Origin of the sequence: Mycobacterium sp. ITM-2016-00316, assembly GCF_002968335.2 — a bacterium.
Lineage (GTDB): Bacteria > Actinomycetota > Actinomycetes > Mycobacteriales > Mycobacteriaceae > Mycobacterium.
This window is the reverse complement of sequence record NZ_CP134398.1, coordinates 4,103,733-4,118,890: the sequence shown is the minus strand read 5'-3', so window position 1 is coordinate 4,118,890 and position 15,158 is coordinate 4,103,733. Positions and strand designations below refer to the sequence as shown.

The window sequence follows — 15,158 nt, the reverse complement described above, 5'->3', positions numbered from 1 at the left end:
GTGGCGATGTACGGGTTCGTCCCGTCGGCGGGTGCCGTGCTCGCCGAATGGGGCGCCGACGTCGTCAAGGTCGAGCACGCGGTCACCGGCGATCCCCAGCGCGGGTTGCGCCAGACCGGTCTGCTGCGGGTCGAGGGTGACCCGAACCCGAACATCGAGCACGCCAATCGCGGTAAGCGCAGCATCGGTCTGGACATGTCGGTGCCCGAGGGCAAAGAGGTCCTGCTCGAACTCGCCCGCCGCGCAGACGTTTTCCTGACCAGCTTCCTGCCCGGGCACCGGGAGAAATTCGGCATCGACGTCGAGGACATCCGCACGGTGAACCCGAACGTCATCTACGCCAGAGGCAGCGCGCTGGGGCCGCGGGGCGAGGAGTCGGGCAAGGGCGGCTACGACATGACGGCGTTCTGGTGCCGCGCCGGGACGGCCGCGACCATCACGCCACCCGGCACGCCGGGCATGGTCGGCCCCCCGGGACCCGCCTACGGCGACACCATCTCCGGGACGAACCTTGCCGGCGGTATCGCCGCGGCGCTGCTCAAGCGGGAGCGCACCGGTGAACCGTCGGTGGTGGACGTCTCGCTGCTCGGCAGCGGCCTGTGGGCCCTGGGCCACACCGTCGCGCTGACCAATCACCTCAATCAGCGGATGGAAGCCTTCCCGCCGGGAACGCAGGGTTCGCCACTGAACCCGCTCGTCGGGCTGTACCCGACCGCCGACGACCGCTACATCTCCTTCGTGATGATGCAACCGACGAAGTTCTGGGCCGACGTGTGCCGGCACATGGACCTCGAAGAGTTGATCGACGATCCTCGGTTCGCCACCGCGGAATCGATCGGTGAGAACACCGCCGCCGCCAACGAGATCCTCACCGAGGCGATGCGCAAGCGCACCCTGCCCGAATGGAGCGAGCGCTTCGCCACCCTCGCCGGGCCGTGGGCGCCCGTCCAGGACACCCTGCAGGCCGCCAACGACACCCAGATCCGGTCCAACGAGTACATCGTGCAGGCCGGCGATCTCGAACTGGTGGCCAACCCGGTGCAGTTCGACGTCACCGCGCCGAGTACCGGGGGAGCTCCGGGATTCGCCGAACAGACCGAGGAGATCCTGTTGGAACTCGGCCTGGACTGGGACCGCATCATCGAGCTCAAAACCGCAGGCGCCGTTACCTAAGTTCGTCCCGAGAGGTACCCACACAGCTCATGCCCTACGTTTCATCGATCGGCACCTACCTGCCGTGCTGGGGTACCCCCACACGGCGGGTGCCCGGCGATGACGAGGATGCGATCACCCTCGCCGTCGAGGCCGGCCGCGCCGCGCTCGAGTCCGGTGGCGCCGTCGAACGCGTGGTGCTGGTGAGTCGCAACCTGCCGCTGGTCGAGAGCAGTAATGCCGCGGTGCTGCTGGCCGGGTTGGGGCTCGACCCCGAACTCGAGGTCGACGAACGGTTGGGCGGCGCACCCGCGACCGCCGACGCGCTGAGTTCGGCGCGTCCGCGCACGCTGATCATCGGCGTGGACCTGGATCCGGCCGGCGCCGCCGCCCTGGTCACCGCCGAACACGGGCTGCAGGTGCGGACCGCGGCCCGGCTGGCGCGCAGTCTGCCGGTGCGCACCCGGACCGAGGCGGGCGGCATCCAGGACTACGGCGACCCGAGGTTGTTGCACGAACGTGGGTTGATCGCGTCATTGGAGGCCGCCTGGCTGGATACCCCGGCGGCGGTGGCGGGGGTCGATCACGCCCGGGCCGCCGAACTGTGTCTGCCCGATCCTCCGGTGCTGCCGACCATGGGCGCCAGCGCCGGCATTTTCGCCCTCGCCGGATTGGCCGAGACGGGCAAGACCGGTCCGCTGGTCGCCGTCGAGCAGGCCATCCTGTCCGGGATCACGGTCAGCGGTGGATGCGCGACGATTCATCGCCGCGAGATCCCGGCCCGGCCCAGCCCGGTGTACACCTGCGCCAAGGGCGCGGACATCCCGATCTCGCTGGCCGCCTATGAGCGTGCCTTCGAGGCCAAGGTGCGTTGGGAAGCGGGCACTTTCGCCGGCAGTGACGAACTGGACTTCCCACCGCGTTTCCGGGTGGCCCGCGACGGCACGCTGGGTACCGATTATGAGTTGGTGCCGTTACCGCGCACCGGCACCGTCTACACCGAGGTGACCGTGCACGTCCCGGTCCCCGGCCTGCGGACGCCCTACTCGCTGGTGATCGTCGAGCTCGACGGGGTGGGGGTGCGGGCGCTGGTCAAGGTCACCGGGGTGCAGCCAGGCACCGTCGACATCGGGGACCGCGGACGGATGGCGCTGCGGCGGGTCGCGATGCGCTCCGGTGTGCCCGACTACGGGTATGCCTTCGCGCCCGACGAGGTGGCGGCATGAGCGGATTCAGCGAATATCGCCACCTTTACGGTAAAGCATTCGATATTATCCCTCGCGGCACCGAGGGGAGGCCATGAGAAACGTCGCCATCGTCGGCGCGGGAATGACCACCTTCGGTGAGCACTTCGCGCTCGGCCTCAAGGATCTGCTGCCACTGGCCTTCGCCGACTGTGTGCACAGCATCGACAAGGGCCTGGACAAGTTCGACCTCCAGGCGGCCTGGTACGGCTCGATGGGTACCGCCGACGGATTCCCGGCGGGGATCCTCGCCGATACGTTGGGGCTACCCGACATCCCGGTGACACGCGTCGAGAATTCGTGTGCCACCGGCAACGACGCGGTGCGTAACGCACTGTTCGGGGTCGCCTCGGGCGCCTTCGACGTGGCACTGGTCATGGGGGCGGACAAGCTGCGCGACACCACCTCGGCAGACATGCTGTGGGAGTGGGAGGCGATGGCGCGCGACAAGGCCTGGGACTACCCGCTGGGGCTGGTGGCGCCCGCCGGATTCGCGCTGCACGTGCGCCGCTACCTGCACGAGTCGCCGGCGACCCGGGAACACCTGGCCATGATCGCCGTGAAGAACCACCGGCACGGGGTCACGAACCCCAAGGCCCGCTTACGGTTTGAGATCACCATGGAGCAGGCCATGGCGGCGCCGGTGGTGGTCACCCCGTTCCACGTCTATGACTGTGCGCCCCAGAGCGACGGCGCCGCCGCGCTGGTGATCGCCGCCGAGGACGTGGTGGAACGTTTCACCGACCGGCCGGTGTGGATCCGCGGTGTCGGCCTGGGGCTGGATTCGGTGATGCATCAACACAAAGAGGACCTGACCACCTTCCCGGCGACCGTCCGGGCCGCCAAACAGGCCTTCGGGATGGCAAATATGACGCCTAAGGACATTCATGTCGCCGAAGTCCACGATTTCTTCACCGGAATCGAGTTGATCAGCTATGAAGATCTTGGCTTTGCTGACCGCTTCGACGCGTACAAACTCGCCGAGGCGGAAGTCACCAGCGTCGGGGGAGCGCTGCCGGTGAATCCCAGTGGAGGTTTGAAGTCCAAAGGGCATCCACCGGGTGCCACCGGTGTGGCACAGTGCGTTGAGCTGTTTCAGCAGCTGCGCGGCGAGGCCTTCAACCAAGTAGACGGAGCCCGAGTCGCGTTGGCGCACAACGTCGGCGGCCCGACGGCAGTAGCAGCAGTCACGATCTTGGAAGGACCCGATGGGTATGGCAGGTAAGGGTCCGGACCGGTGGACTCCGGGTATCGCGATAGCGCGCAACGCCTCGGGGCCGATGCAGGCCGTGGGTGGTCTGTTCGCGATGAGCGCGGATGCGGTCAAGTATCTGTTTCAGCGGCCGTTCTTCTGGCGTGAGTTCCTGGAGCAAGCGTGGTTCGTCGCGAAGGTGGCACTGGGACCGACGCTGCTGGTGGCGATTCCGTTCACGGTGCTGGTGTCGTTCACGCTGAACATCCTGCTTCGCGAGTTGGGCGCGGCGGATTTGTCCGGGGCCGGTGCGGCATTCGGCGCGGTGACCCAGGTGGGCCCGATGGTCACGGTGCTGATCGTGGCCGGCGCGGGTGCGACGGCGATGTGCGCGGATCTCGGATCGCGGACCATCCGCGAGGAGATCGACGCCATGGAGGTGCTCGGGATCAACCCGGTGCAGCGTCTGGTGACGCCGCGGATGCTGGCCTCGGGTTTGGTGGCCCTGCTGCTCAACAGTCTGGTGGTGATCATCGGCATCCTGGGCGGCTACTTCTTCTCGGTCTTCGTCCAGGACGTCAACCCGGGTGCGTTCGCGGCCGGGATCACGCTGCTGACCGGGGTGCCGGAGGTGATCATCTCCTGTGTCAAGGCCGGACTGTTCGGTCTGATCGCCGGATTGATCGCCTGCTACAGGGGTTTGACGATCAGCGGTGGCGGTGCAAAAGCGGTAGGTAACGCGGTCAACGAGACGGTGGTGTACGCCTTCATGGCGCTCTTCGTGGTCAACGTGGTGGTCACCGCCATCGGTATCCAGATGACGGACAGCTGATCTCATGGGGAACGTCGCCGTACTGAAGTCCACCTATCCGCGGTTGGCACGCAGCTTCAAGCGCCCGGTCGTGTCGCTGGCCTCGCTGGGGGATCACACCCTGTTCTATGCCCGCGCAGTCAGGGGCATCCCGCTGGCCGCGGTGCACTACCGGCGTGAGGTGATCCGGCTGATCGCCGAGATCTCGATGGGCGCCGGTGCGCTGGCGATGATCGGCGGCACGCTGGTGATCGTCGGCTTTTTGACCTTGGCCACCGGCGGCACGCTTGCCGTGCAGGGGTATTCGAGCCTGGGCAATATCGGTATCGAGGCGCTGACGGGATTCTTGTCGGCGTTCATCAACGTGCGCATCGCAGCGCCGGTGATTGCCGGGATCGGGCTGGCGGCCACCTTCGGCGCCGGTGTGACCGCGCAGTTGGGTGCGATGCGGATCAACGAGGAGATCGACGCGCTGGAGGCCATGGCGATCCGGCCGGTCGAATATTTGGTGTCCACCCGGATCGTGGCAGGGATGATCGCGATCACCCCGCTGTACTCGATCGCGGTGGTGCTGTCGTTCCTGGCCAGTGAGTTCACCACCACGGTGCTGTTCGGGCAGTCCGGCGGGCTGTACTCGCACTACTTCAACACGTTCCTCAACCCGATCGACCTGTTGTGGTCGTTCCTGCAGGCGATCCTGATGGCGCTGGCGGTGCTGTTCATCCACACCTACTTCGGGTTCTTCGCCACCGGCGGACCGTCCGGTGTCGGGGTGGCGGTCGGCAACGCGGTGCGGACCTCACTGGTCGTGGTGGTGTCGGTGACCCTGTTGGTGTCGCTGGCCATCTACGGCTCCAACGGCAACTTCAACCTGTCGGGCTAGGGGCAACGGTCGATGAAGCAAACCAGTAAGAGTGCCGTGGCCGGCCTGGTCACGGTGGTGGTGATCGGGCTGATCATCGGGCTGTCGGTCGCGTTGTTCCGGGGCGACTTCACCAAAAGCGAGACCGTCACCCTGATCTCGGACCGTGCCGGTCTGGTGATGAACCCCGATGCCAAGGTCAAGATGCACGGCGTCGAGGTGGGCAAGGTTGCCACCATCGAGGCGTTGCCCGACGGACGAGCCGAGCTGAAGCTGGAGATCAATCCGGCGCAGCTGAAGTTGATTCCCTCCAATGTCACCGCCGATATCGCATCCTCGACGGTGTTCGGGGCGAAGTTCGTGGAGTTGCTGCCTCCCGAGGACCCGTCCGCGGCAAGGATGTACGCCGGGCAGGTGCTGCAGGGCCAGCACGTCACCGTCGAGATCAACACGGTCTTCCAGCAGCTGACCCGGGTGCTGGACAAGATCGACCCGGCCAAGCTGAACGAGACGCTGGGCGCGATGTCGGCGGCCTTCGGCGGGCGTGGCGAGAAGATGGGGCAGACGCTCAGCGATTTCGAGGCGCTGCTGGCCAAGCTCGAGCCCAGCCTGCCCAATATGGCCCGGGACATCGAGAACACCGCCGTCGTCGCCGGCGGTTACGCCGACGCGGCACCGGATCTGCTTCGGACGCTGGACAATACGACACAGATCAGCCAGAGCATCATCGACGAGGAGCAGAACCTCGACGCGTTCCTGGTCAGCATGATCGGGCTTGCAGATATCGGCAACGAGGTGCTGGGCGGCAACCAGCCCGCGCTGAGCGAAGTGCTGCGACTGCTGGCGCCCACCACCGACCTGCTCAACGAGTACGCCCCCGGTCTCAACTGCGCGCTCGAGGGCATGTTGTTCGTGAAGAACCAACCACCGCTGCCGGATCCGGGCGTGCTGGTCAACGTGGCCTTCACGCTGGGGATCGAGCGCTACCGCTACCCGCAGAACCTGCCCAAGGTCGCCGCCAAGGGTGGGCCCAACTGCATGGGGTTGCCCTACATCGGATTCGGAAACCGCGCGAAGTATCTCGTCACCGACACCGATGCCAATCCCTGGCAGTACGGAAACCAGGGCATCCTGCTCAACTCCGACGGACTCAAGCAGATGTTGTTCGGCCCGCTGGACGGTCCGCCGCGCAACACCACACAGGTAGGACAGCCGGGATGACGCGCGCGACCAGCACTCTCATCAAGTTCGCGGTGTTCGCCGCCGTGATGGTGCTCCTGACCGCGTTCCTGTTCATGGCATTCGGTCAGTACCGCAGCGGTTCCACCAACGGTTACTCGGCGGTGTTCAACGATGCGTCCCGGCTGGAAGCCGGTGATTCGGTGCGCGTCGCCGGCGTGCGGGTGGGCACCGTCAACGAGGTGGCGCTGCAACCGGACCGTTCCGTGCTGGTGAGGTTCGACTCCGACCGGACGATCGGGCTGACCACCGGTACCAAGGCGGCGGTGCGCTATCTGAACCTGGTGGGTGATCGCTATCTTGAGCTGATCGACGGACCCGGATCCACCCAGCCGCTGCCGGCGGGGTCACAGATTCCCAAGGACCGCACCGCCGCTGCCCTGGATCTGGATCTGCTGCTGGGCGGCCTGCGGCCGGTGATCCAGGGCCTGAACCCCCAGGATGTCAACGCGCTCACCACCTCGTTGATCCAGATCCTGCAGGGCCAGGGTGACTCCCTGAGCTCGCTGATGACCAGGACCTCGTCATTCTCGAACACACTGGCCGACAACAACGAGGTCATCCAGGAACTGATCACCAATCTGAACAGCGTGGTCGACACCTTGGCCAAGGACGGTGACAAGTTCTCGGCGACCATCGACCGGTTGGAGCAGCTGATCACCGGGCTGTCGCAGGACCGCGACCCCATCGGTGAGGCGATCACCGCCTTGGACAACGGGACGTCGTCGATCGCCAGCCTGCTGACCGAGGCCCGTGCGCCGTTGAAAGGCACTGTGGACCAACTCAATCGGATGGCCCCGCTGCTCTACGACGGCCGGGCCGGGTTCGACGCCGGTCTGCAGAAGGCCCCCGAGAACTACAAGAAGCTCGCGCGGCTGGGCTCCTACGGCAGCTGGATCATGTACTACATCTGCGGGCTCTCGATTCGTGTCACCGATCTGCAAGGCCGTACGGCGGTCTTCCCCATGCTCAAACAAGAATCCGGAAGGTGCGGGGAGCCCTGATGCTGAAGTATCGCGGAGCCAATCTCGTCAAGGCCGGCATCATGGGCGTGGTCTTGATCGTGCTCGTCATCTCGGTCGGGCTGCAGCCGGAGAAGCTCATCCAGTGGGCCACCTCGGTGCGCTATCAGGCGCTGTTCACCGAGGCCGGCGGCATCGCCATCGGTAACGACGTGACGATGTCGGGCATCAAAATCGGGTCGGTCACCGATGTGTCGCTGGAGAACGGTGATGCACTGGTGAAGTTCACGACCGCGGGCAAGTACCCGGTGGGTTCTCAGACCACAGCGCACATCCGGACCGGGTCACTGCTGGGCGAGCGGGTGCTGACCCTGGAGTCGGCGGGTAGCGGAACGCTCAGCCAGAACGACGTCATCCCGACATCGCGGACCTCCTCGCCGTATTCGCTCACCGATGCGGTCAGCGATCTGACCACCAACACGGCCGGCACCGACACGGGCCAGCTCAATCAGTCGCTGGACACGTTGTCGGCGACCATCGACCAGCTCGCCCCGCAGCTGGGCCCCACCTTCGACGGGCTGAGCAGACTGTCAAAGTCGATCAACGGGCGCAACGAGGATCTGGCCACCCTGCTCAAGAGTGCGAGCGAGGTGTCCGTGGTGCTCGGTGAGCGCAGCACGCAGCTGAACACCCTGATTCTCAACGCCAATGACCTGCTCGGCGTCCTCGATGACCGCCGCGGCGCCATCGTCGACCTGCTGGCCAGCACGACGGCGGTGTCACAGCAGCTGACCGGGCTGGTCGCCGACAACGAGGCACAGTTGGCGCCCACCCTGGAGCGGTTGAACGCGGTGACCGAGGTGCTGGAGAAGAACCGCGACAACATCTCCAACGCACTGCCGAACGTCAAGAAATTCATGCTGTCCCAGGCCGAGACGCTGGCGAACGGTCCGTTCTACAACGCCTACGTGCCCAACTTGCAACCGGCTCAGATCCTGCAGCCCTTCATCGACTACGCATTCGGCTTCCGGCGCGGCGTCAACGCCGGGCAGCCGCCGGACAATGTCGGTCCGCGGGCCGAGCTACCGCTGCCCTACAACGGGATTCCGGGAGGTTCGCGCTGATGAACCGTAGACGTTCGGCAGTGATTGCGGTCGCCGTGGTGGCAGTCCTGGTGGCCGGCGCCGCGTATCTGGCCCGCGAGATGTACTTCGGGCCGCGCACGATCTCGGCGCTGTTCACCACCGCGACCGGTGTGTACCCGGGCGATGAGGTGCGGGTGTCCGGCGTCGTCGTCGGCACCATCGAGTCGATCGAGCCCGAGGGCACCCAGACCCGGCTGACGCTGAAGGTCGACCGCGGTGTCGAGGTCCCCGCCGATGCGAAAGCGGTGCTCGTGGCGCCCAACCTGGTGGCGGCCCGTTATGTACAGCTGGCCCCGGCCTATCGGTCGAGTGGTCCGACACTGCCCGACGATGCGGTGATCCCGTTGGAGCGCACCGCGGTACCCGTCGAATGGGACGAGGTGAAGACGCAGCTCACCCGGCTCGCGACGGACCTCGGTCCGCAGAGCGGCGTCGACGGCACATCGGTGTCGAGGTTCATCGATAGTGCGGCAAATGCCTTGGAGGGCAACGGCCCCAAGCTGCGCGACACCATCAACGAACTGTCCGGGGTGGCCCGCGTGCTCGCCGAGGGTAGTGGCGACATCGTCGACATCATCGTGAACTTGCAGAAGTTCGTCACCGCGTTGAAGAACAGTGATCAGCAGGTGGTGCAGTTCCAGGACCGGCTGGCCACGCTGACCAGCGTCGTCAACGGCAGCGGGGACGATATCGATGCGATGGTCAAGGAACTGTCGGTGGCGATCACCGAGGTACAGCGTTTCGTGGCAGGCAGCCGCAATCAGACCTCAGAACAGGTCCAGCGGTTGTCCAATGTCACCCAGAACCTGGTCGACAACAAGATCAACCTGGAGAACGTCCTGCACATCGCGCCGAACGCTTTCCTCAACGGCTACAACATCTACAACCCGTCCACCGGCAGCGCCGTCGGCCAGTTCGTGCTGAACAACTTCTCCGACCCGGTGTCGTTCATCTGCTCTGCGATCGGAGCGGTCGAGAATGTGACCGGGCCGGAGACCGCGAAACTGTGCTCGCAGTATCTGGGTCCGGCACTGCGGTTGCTGAACTTCAATCACCTCCCGTTCCCGATCTCGCCCTACCTGATGCCCTCGGCCGCACCGGAGGACATCCTCTACTCCGAACCCGGGCTGATGCCCGGTGGGGCGGGTGGGTCGCCGGAAGCGCCGGATCTGCCGCCGACCCTGTCGGCGTACAACCCCGGGCCACCACCGCCGGCGCCGTTCACCGGCCGGCCGCCGGGTACCCCGCCGCCGGGTGCACAGCAGATGCTGCCGGGCGCACCGCCGGTCTCGGTGCTGCCGCCCAATGTGCCGTCCTCGTTGCGCGACATGCTCAATCCGGCAGGGGCGCTACCCGGCCCCGCACCCGATGCACCGCCGCCACCGGCGCCGGATGCACCGTTGCTGCCAGCGGAAGGAATGCCACCGGCATGATAGGCAGACGATCAATCGTGGCGCTCGGTGCTTGTGTGGCGATCACCAGCTCGGGCTGCGCGTTTCAGGGCGTGAACTCGCTGCCCTTGCCGGGCGCGGTCGGTAGGGGTGCGGATGCCCTCGTCTACCAGGTGGAGATCGCGAATGTGGCTACGCTGGAGCCGAATTCGCCGGTGATGATCGACGATGTCGTGGTGGGGAGCGTGCGCAGCCTCACCGTGCGGGACTGGCACGCGGTCGTCGAGGTCTCGGTGAAGCCCGATGTCACGGTGCCCGCCAACGCCGTGGCCAGTGTGGGTCAGACCAGCCTGCTCGGGTCCATGCATGTGGCCCTGAATCCACCGATCGGCGAAGCCCCGGAGGGCAAGCTGCCTCCGGGAGCCACCGTCGCACTGAACAACTCGTCGACGTACCCGTCCACCGAGCAGACGCTGGCGTCGTTGGCGGCCGTCGTCAACGGTGGTGGGCTGGGCCAGATCGGCGATGTGATCCACAACTTCAGCACCGCCGTCAGTGGGCGCGAGACCGAGATCCGGGATCTCATCACGCGGTTGGACACCTTCGTCGGTGTGCTGGATGCACAGCGCGGCAACATCGTGGCATCGATCGAATCCCTGAACCGGTTGTCCTCGACGTTCGCCGGGCAACGGGATGTCATCACCCGGGCCCTGGACAAGATTCCGCCCGCGATGGATGTGCTGATCAAGGAACGTCCCACACTCGTGACGGCCCTGCAGAAGCTCGGCACTTTCGGGACCACGGCGAGCCGGCTCGCCAACGAGTCGCAGGCCGATCTGGTGCGGAACCTGAAGAACCTGGAACCCGCCATCAAGGCGCTGGCCGATGTGGGCAAGCAACTGCCCGATGTCCTGGAGTACGCGGTGCATTTCCCGTTCACCCAGAGCTTCATCGATCGGGCGATCCGCGGTGACTATTACAACCTGTTCGCCACGATCGACCTCACGGTTCCCCGACTGAAGCGCAGCCTGTTCCTGGGCACGCGCTGGGGCGAGTCCGGTCTGGAGCTGGTCCCCGCCCCGGGTGATCCGCCTTACCTGAACTACACCTACGATCCGCTCAAGACCGGTATCGAACCGCCGCCGCCGGAGATCATCAACCCGGGGGAGCCGCCGGCCGCGCCGCCGCCGCCACCGCTGCCGTCGGGTCCGGTGCTGCCGTTCACCCCGCCGCAGAGCACGGTGGGTGGGCCGTTGCAGGTCGCCACGCCGATGGCCGGTGGTGCTGCGCCCATTTTCGCTGGACCCTATGGGCCGCAAGGTAATCCGCCCGTGGCGCCGTCTGCTGGAGGCAACTGATGCTGACCCGGTTCGTTCGCATCCAGCTGATTCTGTTCACGATCGCGTCGGTGATCGGCGTCTCGGTGATGGTCTTCAGCTATATGCAGGTCCCCACCCTGTTGGGTCTGGGACGCATCACCGTCAAGGTGGAGCTGCCGGCCACCGGAGGCCTCTACCGGTTCAGCAACGTGACCTACCGCGGGTCGGAGATCGGCAAGGTCACCTCCGTCGAACTGACCGAAAGAGGAGCGGAAGCCACCCTGTCGCTGGAGACCTCGCCGGAGATCCCTGCCGACCTGAAGGCGGAAGTGCGCAGCATGTCGGCCGTCGGTGAGCAGTTCGTCGAGCTGTTGCCCCGCACCGATTCCGGCCCGTTTCTGAAGAACGGTTCGGTGATCACCCAGGAGAACACCTCCATCCCGCAGAAGGTCGGACCGATGCTCGATCAGGTCAGCGCGTTGATGGACACGATTCCGCAGGACAAGCTGAGCCAGCTGCTCGACTCGACATATGAGGCGTTCAACGGCACCGGGTATGCGTTCGGCTCCCTGCTGGACTCGGCCGAGACCATCACGAACGACGCCAACGAAATCTCCGACCAGTTCCGCGCCCTGATCGACGATTCCGGGCCGTTCCTGGAGGCACAGGCGCAGACCACCGAGCAGACCAGGACCTGGGCGGCCAGCCTGGCGGGAATCACGGATCAGCTGGCCGACAACGATATCCACGTCCGCTCGATCCTGCAGAACGGGCCGGGATTCGCCAGTGAGACCTCGATGCTGCTCAACGATCTCAAGCCGACGCTGCCGGTGCTGCTGGCCAACCTGACCACCATCGGGCAGATCGGTGTCACCTACAACTCGTCGCTGGAGCAGCTGCTGGTGTTGTTGCCGCCGTATGTCTCCCAGATCCAGACGTACGCGCCGACCAACAACCCCACCGGCCTGCCCAACGGTGAGTTCTCGCTCGGGCTCGGGGACCCGCCGTCGTGCACCGTAGGGTTCCTGCCGCCCTCGGCCTGGCGGTCGCCGGCCGACACCACGACCATCGACACCCCCGACAACATCTACTGCAAGCTGCCCCAGGACTCGCCGATCGCCGTGCGCGGCGCGCGTAACTATCCCTGCCAGGGGCATCCCGGCAAGCGAGCACCCACGGTCGAATTGTGCAACGACCCACGCGGTTTCGTGCCACTGGCCCAGCGCCAGCATGCGCTGGGGCCCTACCCGATCGACCCCAACCTGATCTCGCAGGGTGTCCCGGTGGACACCCGGGTGCTGCCTGACGAGAACATCTACGGTCCGCTACAAGGCACGCCGCTGCCACCGGGCACCGTCGTTCCGCCGCCGAACCCGCTGTCGCCGCCGCAGCCGCCTGCCAGCTTCCCGGGCATGCCGCCCGGGCCCATGCTGCCGGGCCGGCCGCTCTACACCGAACCGCCGGTGGTCGGTCAGCCGCCGCCGCCGCAACCGGATTACGAGATCGTGCCGTTGCCACCCGGAGAACTGCCGCAGGCCACCGAGGTGCCGGTGTTCCCGGACACCTACGTCGGCGTGCCCGAGGGCGGCGTACCGCTTCCGCCACCTGATGTCCCGGCACCGGCCGCCGCGCCCAGCGCCTTCGAAGGCGCAGGCGCGCAGGGGCCGTCGCTGGCCGTGGCCAAGTACAACCCGCGCACCGGGGAGTACATGGGAGCCGACGGCCACCTGTACAAGCAGACCGATCTGGTGAACACCGCGACATCGTGGCAGGACCTGATGCCGACATGAGGGGCTGGAGGCGTCCGATGACATCGATGAAGGCCGGCGCGGTACTCGGCGCGGTGGGCGTGGCGGTCGCCGTCGGTGTCGCGCCGCCCGCCACGGCAACGATGTACCTGGGCAACTACGCCGTCAACATCCCGGACAGGCGGGACTTCCACACCTGGATCTGGTCGGCGCTGACACCGTGTGAGGACGAGGACCGTGTCCTCATCCCCGACTGCATCAACGTGCTCACCATCCCGCAACCGGTGGCCAAGGCGCAGTACACACACGCGAACGCCACCATGGTCGACGGCCGGTACACGATGACCATCGACGACCCGTTCGGTCTGCGCTGCGGGAACATCTACTACGGCCCGACCATCCCCACCCACGATGTGTACTCATGGGATGCAACGACTTTGGCCGGCGAGATGGTCTCCAGCTTTGCCGCCGGCTGCGATGGCGCCCCCGGCGGGTCGCTGACCTATCGGTTCAACCTGACGAGGATGTGACGATGCGTCGTGAAATGCCGCTCTGGGGTGCGCTGACGATGTTGTGCGGTGCAGTGGTCACCGCTGCGCCGGTGGCCGCCGAACCGCCCGCGCCGCCGCCACCGTTGCGTCACGTGCAGTACATCGTGACCGCCGATTCGCCGTTCTTCGTGGACATCTACTACCGCGAGGCCGATCCGCCGACCTGGTCGGACTACAGCCACAATCCGTACGTGTTCAGCCCCCGCGTGCAGGTCGAGGTCGCACCCGAACGCCCATGGGTGTTCGATGCGATGCTGGCCGATCCGGATATGTGGGCGATGGTCACGGCACAGAGCGGGGAGTCCCCGAATGTGACGCCGCCGACGATCTACTGCACGCTGGCGGTCGACGGTGTGGTGCTCAAGACAGGCCGCGGCCCCAAGGGCGCGCTGTGTTCACTGCGGAGCTGGTAGCAGGTGTCAGGAATCCCCGCGCCGCCAGCGCGTGTCGCCGTTCATCGTCACGCAGCTGAGGAACAGCCCGTCCGGTGCCTGCGCCACGGCGTTGTTCTCGTTGATGCAGAGGCTGTTCTCGTCACGGATGCCGACCATCGGCGGGGAGCGGAACCAACGCGGCTCATAACGGCGCGGCGACCCGCAGAACACCAGTCGGCCCCAACCGTTTCGGGCGTCGACACCGAAGACGTAGTACGTCGTGTTGGTACAGGTGTTGCCGAGGATGGCGTGGGGGTTGATCCCGGGAACGCAGAAGGCGTCGTTGCAGGTTTGCGGCTCTGCCGATGCCCGCGGGGCATTCACCTGCGGAGCACCCATCGCTCCTGCAACAATCAAGGCACTGGTCGCCAGTACTCTCACGCGCACGGCTTCTACTCTCGCACACTTGGAAACGAAATTCTTGTATCTGGAGAAGATTGCTCCAACAAGGGATCTCGGTGCGATGTGCCGCTCCCGATCTCTGCATCCGGATCTGGTCGTTGCCCCCGGTCAGCGGGCCTGTCGCTGATATTCTCCAAAACAGAGAATGTCACTATCGGTTCAGAGGAGCGGATCCATGTCGGCCAGTAAGGTGAGCGCGGTCATTGCCGCGGCCACGTTCATCGCGCTCGGGGGAGCATCGCCCGTCAACGCCGACCCGCTGGGTCCCGAACCGCAGTGGGGGATCAACGGCACGTTTCTCACGTCGTCCAACGGTGACTGGGCGCAGTTGAACCAGCGCTACGAAGATCAGCCATCCACGCGCAGCACCTGGACCATCTCGACGCAGTGCGTCTCCCCGACGGACTGCACCGGCACGGTGAACAGCGACGCCGGCTGGAGCGCCCCGATCTACACCACCAACGGACTCTGGTACGTCAAGCGCAAGGTGGCCAACTGGCGGTTCTGCGCCGACGGTGTACCCGTCGAGGGCCTGCAGACCTACAAGTTCTACCCTGTCGGCGCCAACGGCCACGTCGACGCGGATGCCAAGGAGTACACCGGGTTCGACAAGACCGTCGGGCCCAGCGGGTCCTGTGGCCGTAACCAGTGGCCCACCATCGAGATGCCGTTCTACATGAAGCCCGCCGGCTAGCGGGCCCTGCAG

At 66.0% G+C, this 15,158-nt stretch carries 15 protein-coding genes; 14 read left to right on the top strand and 1 reads right to left on the bottom strand.

Features of this window, described 5'->3' with window-relative positions; all coding sequences use genetic code 11:
* The first annotated feature begins 6 nt into the window (after window positions 1-6).
* From C6A86_RS19745 to C6A86_RS19685, 13 genes are all read left to right on the top strand, one after another.
* Window positions 7-1,173: a CoA transferase gene (locus C6A86_RS19745; RefSeq protein WP_233213088.1), complete on the top strand. Its 1,167-nt coding sequence runs from the start codon at window positions 7-9 to the stop codon at window positions 1,171-1,173.
* A 29-nt stretch (window positions 1,174-1,202) separates the two neighbouring features.
* Complete coding sequence (locus C6A86_RS19740) at window positions 1,203-2,378, top strand: OB-fold domain-containing protein (protein WP_105364397.1); 1,176 nt, start codon at window positions 1,203-1,205, stop codon at window positions 2,376-2,378.
* Window positions 2,379-2,451: 73 nt separating this feature from the next.
* Window positions 2,452-3,621, top strand: a complete 1,170-nt coding sequence (locus C6A86_RS19735; RefSeq protein WP_105364398.1) for a thiolase C-terminal domain-containing protein — start codon at window positions 2,452-2,454, stop codon at window positions 3,619-3,621.
* On the top strand, window positions 3,611-4,420 hold the full coding sequence (locus tag C6A86_RS19730; protein ID WP_105364399.1) for an ABC transporter permease: 810 nt from the start codon (window positions 3,611-3,613) through the stop codon (window positions 4,418-4,420). The genes C6A86_RS19735 and C6A86_RS19730 overlap by 11 nt, the downstream gene beginning before the upstream one ends.
* 4 nt (window positions 4,421-4,424) lie before the next feature.
* Window positions 4,425-5,282: an ABC transporter permease gene (locus C6A86_RS19725; RefSeq protein WP_105364400.1), complete on the top strand. Its 858-nt coding sequence runs from the start codon at window positions 4,425-4,427 to the stop codon at window positions 5,280-5,282.
* A 12-nt stretch (window positions 5,283-5,294) separates the two neighbouring features.
* Window positions 5,295-6,482, top strand: coding sequence for an MCE family protein (locus C6A86_RS19720; protein ID WP_105364401.1), 1,188 nt, complete (start codon window positions 5,295-5,297; stop codon window positions 6,480-6,482).
* Window positions 6,479-7,504 carry an MCE family protein gene (locus C6A86_RS19715; RefSeq protein ID WP_105364402.1) on the top strand — a complete coding sequence of 342 codons (1,026 nt, stop codon included), beginning with the start codon at window positions 6,479-6,481 and terminating at the stop codon, window positions 7,502-7,504. Before C6A86_RS19720 ends, C6A86_RS19715 begins: the two co-directional genes overlap by 4 nt.
* Window positions 7,504-8,586, top strand: coding sequence for an MCE family protein (locus C6A86_RS19710; RefSeq protein WP_105364411.1), 1,083 nt, complete (start codon window positions 7,504-7,506; stop codon window positions 8,584-8,586). The genes C6A86_RS19715 and C6A86_RS19710 overlap by 1 nt, the downstream gene beginning before the upstream one ends.
* Entirely contained in the window at window positions 8,586-10,040 is a 1,455-nt protein-coding gene (locus tag C6A86_RS19705) for an MCE family protein (protein WP_105364403.1), read from the top strand. The genes C6A86_RS19710 and C6A86_RS19705 overlap by 1 nt, the downstream gene beginning before the upstream one ends.
* Window positions 10,037-11,356, top strand: coding sequence for an MCE family protein (locus C6A86_RS19700; protein WP_105364404.1), 1,320 nt, complete (start codon window positions 10,037-10,039; stop codon window positions 11,354-11,356). Before C6A86_RS19705 ends, C6A86_RS19700 begins: the two co-directional genes overlap by 4 nt.
* The gene (locus C6A86_RS19695; RefSeq protein ID WP_105364405.1) at window positions 11,356-13,107 is read left to right on the top strand and encodes an MCE family protein; all 1,752 of its coding nucleotides are present in this window, start codon (window positions 11,356-11,358) and stop codon (window positions 13,105-13,107) included. The genes C6A86_RS19700 and C6A86_RS19695 overlap by 1 nt, the downstream gene beginning before the upstream one ends.
* 26 nt (window positions 13,108-13,133) lie before the next feature.
* Window positions 13,134-13,595, top strand: coding sequence for a hypothetical protein (locus C6A86_RS19690; protein WP_105364412.1), 462 nt, complete (start codon window positions 13,134-13,136; stop codon window positions 13,593-13,595).
* A gap of 2 nt (window positions 13,596-13,597) precedes the next feature.
* Window positions 13,598-14,029 (top strand): hypothetical protein, encoded by a 432-nt coding sequence (locus tag C6A86_RS19685; RefSeq protein ID WP_105364406.1) that lies wholly within the window; start codon window positions 13,598-13,600, stop codon window positions 14,027-14,029.
* Window positions 14,030-14,035: 6 nt separating this feature from the next.
* Here the strand turns inward: C6A86_RS19685 and C6A86_RS19680 are convergent, their stop codons facing one another.
* Window positions 14,036-14,389, bottom strand: coding sequence for a hypothetical protein (locus C6A86_RS19680; RefSeq protein WP_199196276.1), 354 nt, complete (start codon window positions 14,387-14,389; stop codon window positions 14,036-14,038).
* A 238-nt stretch (window positions 14,390-14,627) separates the two neighbouring features.
* Between C6A86_RS19680 and C6A86_RS19675 the strand changes: the two genes are divergently transcribed.
* Window positions 14,628-15,146 (top strand): hypothetical protein, encoded by a 519-nt coding sequence (locus C6A86_RS19675; RefSeq protein ID WP_105364408.1) that lies wholly within the window; start codon window positions 14,628-14,630, stop codon window positions 15,144-15,146.
* Window positions 15,147-15,158 lie beyond the last annotated feature (12 nt).

Excerpts from the sequence above, each read along its gene's own strand:
- C6A86_RS19745 (WP_233213088.1), top strand. The coding sequence starts at position 7 with ATGTACGGGTTCGTCCCGTCGGCGGGTGCCGTGCTCGCCGAATGGGGC.
- C6A86_RS19740 (WP_105364397.1), top strand. The coding sequence starts at position 1,203 with ATGCCCTACGTTTCATCGATCGGCACCTACCTGCCGTGCTGGGGTACC.
- C6A86_RS19735 (WP_105364398.1), top strand. The coding sequence starts at position 2,452 with ATGAGAAACGTCGCCATCGTCGGCGCGGGAATGACCACCTTCGGTGAG.
- C6A86_RS19730 (WP_105364399.1), top strand. The coding sequence starts at position 3,611 with ATGGCAGGTAAGGGTCCGGACCGGTGGACTCCGGGTATCGCGATAGCG.
- C6A86_RS19725 (WP_105364400.1), top strand. The coding sequence starts at position 4,425 with ATGGGGAACGTCGCCGTACTGAAGTCCACCTATCCGCGGTTGGCACGC.
- C6A86_RS19720 (WP_105364401.1), top strand. The coding sequence starts at position 5,295 with ATGAAGCAAACCAGTAAGAGTGCCGTGGCCGGCCTGGTCACGGTGGTG.
- C6A86_RS19715 (WP_105364402.1), top strand. The coding sequence starts at position 6,479 with ATGACGCGCGCGACCAGCACTCTCATCAAGTTCGCGGTGTTCGCCGCC.
- C6A86_RS19710 (WP_105364411.1), top strand. The coding sequence starts at position 7,504 with ATGCTGAAGTATCGCGGAGCCAATCTCGTCAAGGCCGGCATCATGGGC.
- C6A86_RS19705 (WP_105364403.1), top strand. The coding sequence starts at position 8,586 with ATGAACCGTAGACGTTCGGCAGTGATTGCGGTCGCCGTGGTGGCAGTC.
- C6A86_RS19700 (WP_105364404.1), top strand. The coding sequence starts at position 10,037 with ATGATAGGCAGACGATCAATCGTGGCGCTCGGTGCTTGTGTGGCGATC.
- C6A86_RS19695 (WP_105364405.1), top strand. The coding sequence starts at position 11,356 with ATGCTGACCCGGTTCGTTCGCATCCAGCTGATTCTGTTCACGATCGCG.
- C6A86_RS19690 (WP_105364412.1), top strand. The coding sequence starts at position 13,134 with ATGAAGGCCGGCGCGGTACTCGGCGCGGTGGGCGTGGCGGTCGCCGTC.
- C6A86_RS19685 (WP_105364406.1), top strand. The coding sequence starts at position 13,598 with ATGCGTCGTGAAATGCCGCTCTGGGGTGCGCTGACGATGTTGTGCGGT.
- C6A86_RS19680 (WP_199196276.1), bottom strand. The coding sequence starts at position 14,389 with ATGGGTGCTCCGCAGGTGAATGCCCCGCGGGCATCGGCAGAGCCGCAA.
- C6A86_RS19675 (WP_105364408.1), top strand. The coding sequence starts at position 14,628 with ATGTCGGCCAGTAAGGTGAGCGCGGTCATTGCCGCGGCCACGTTCATC.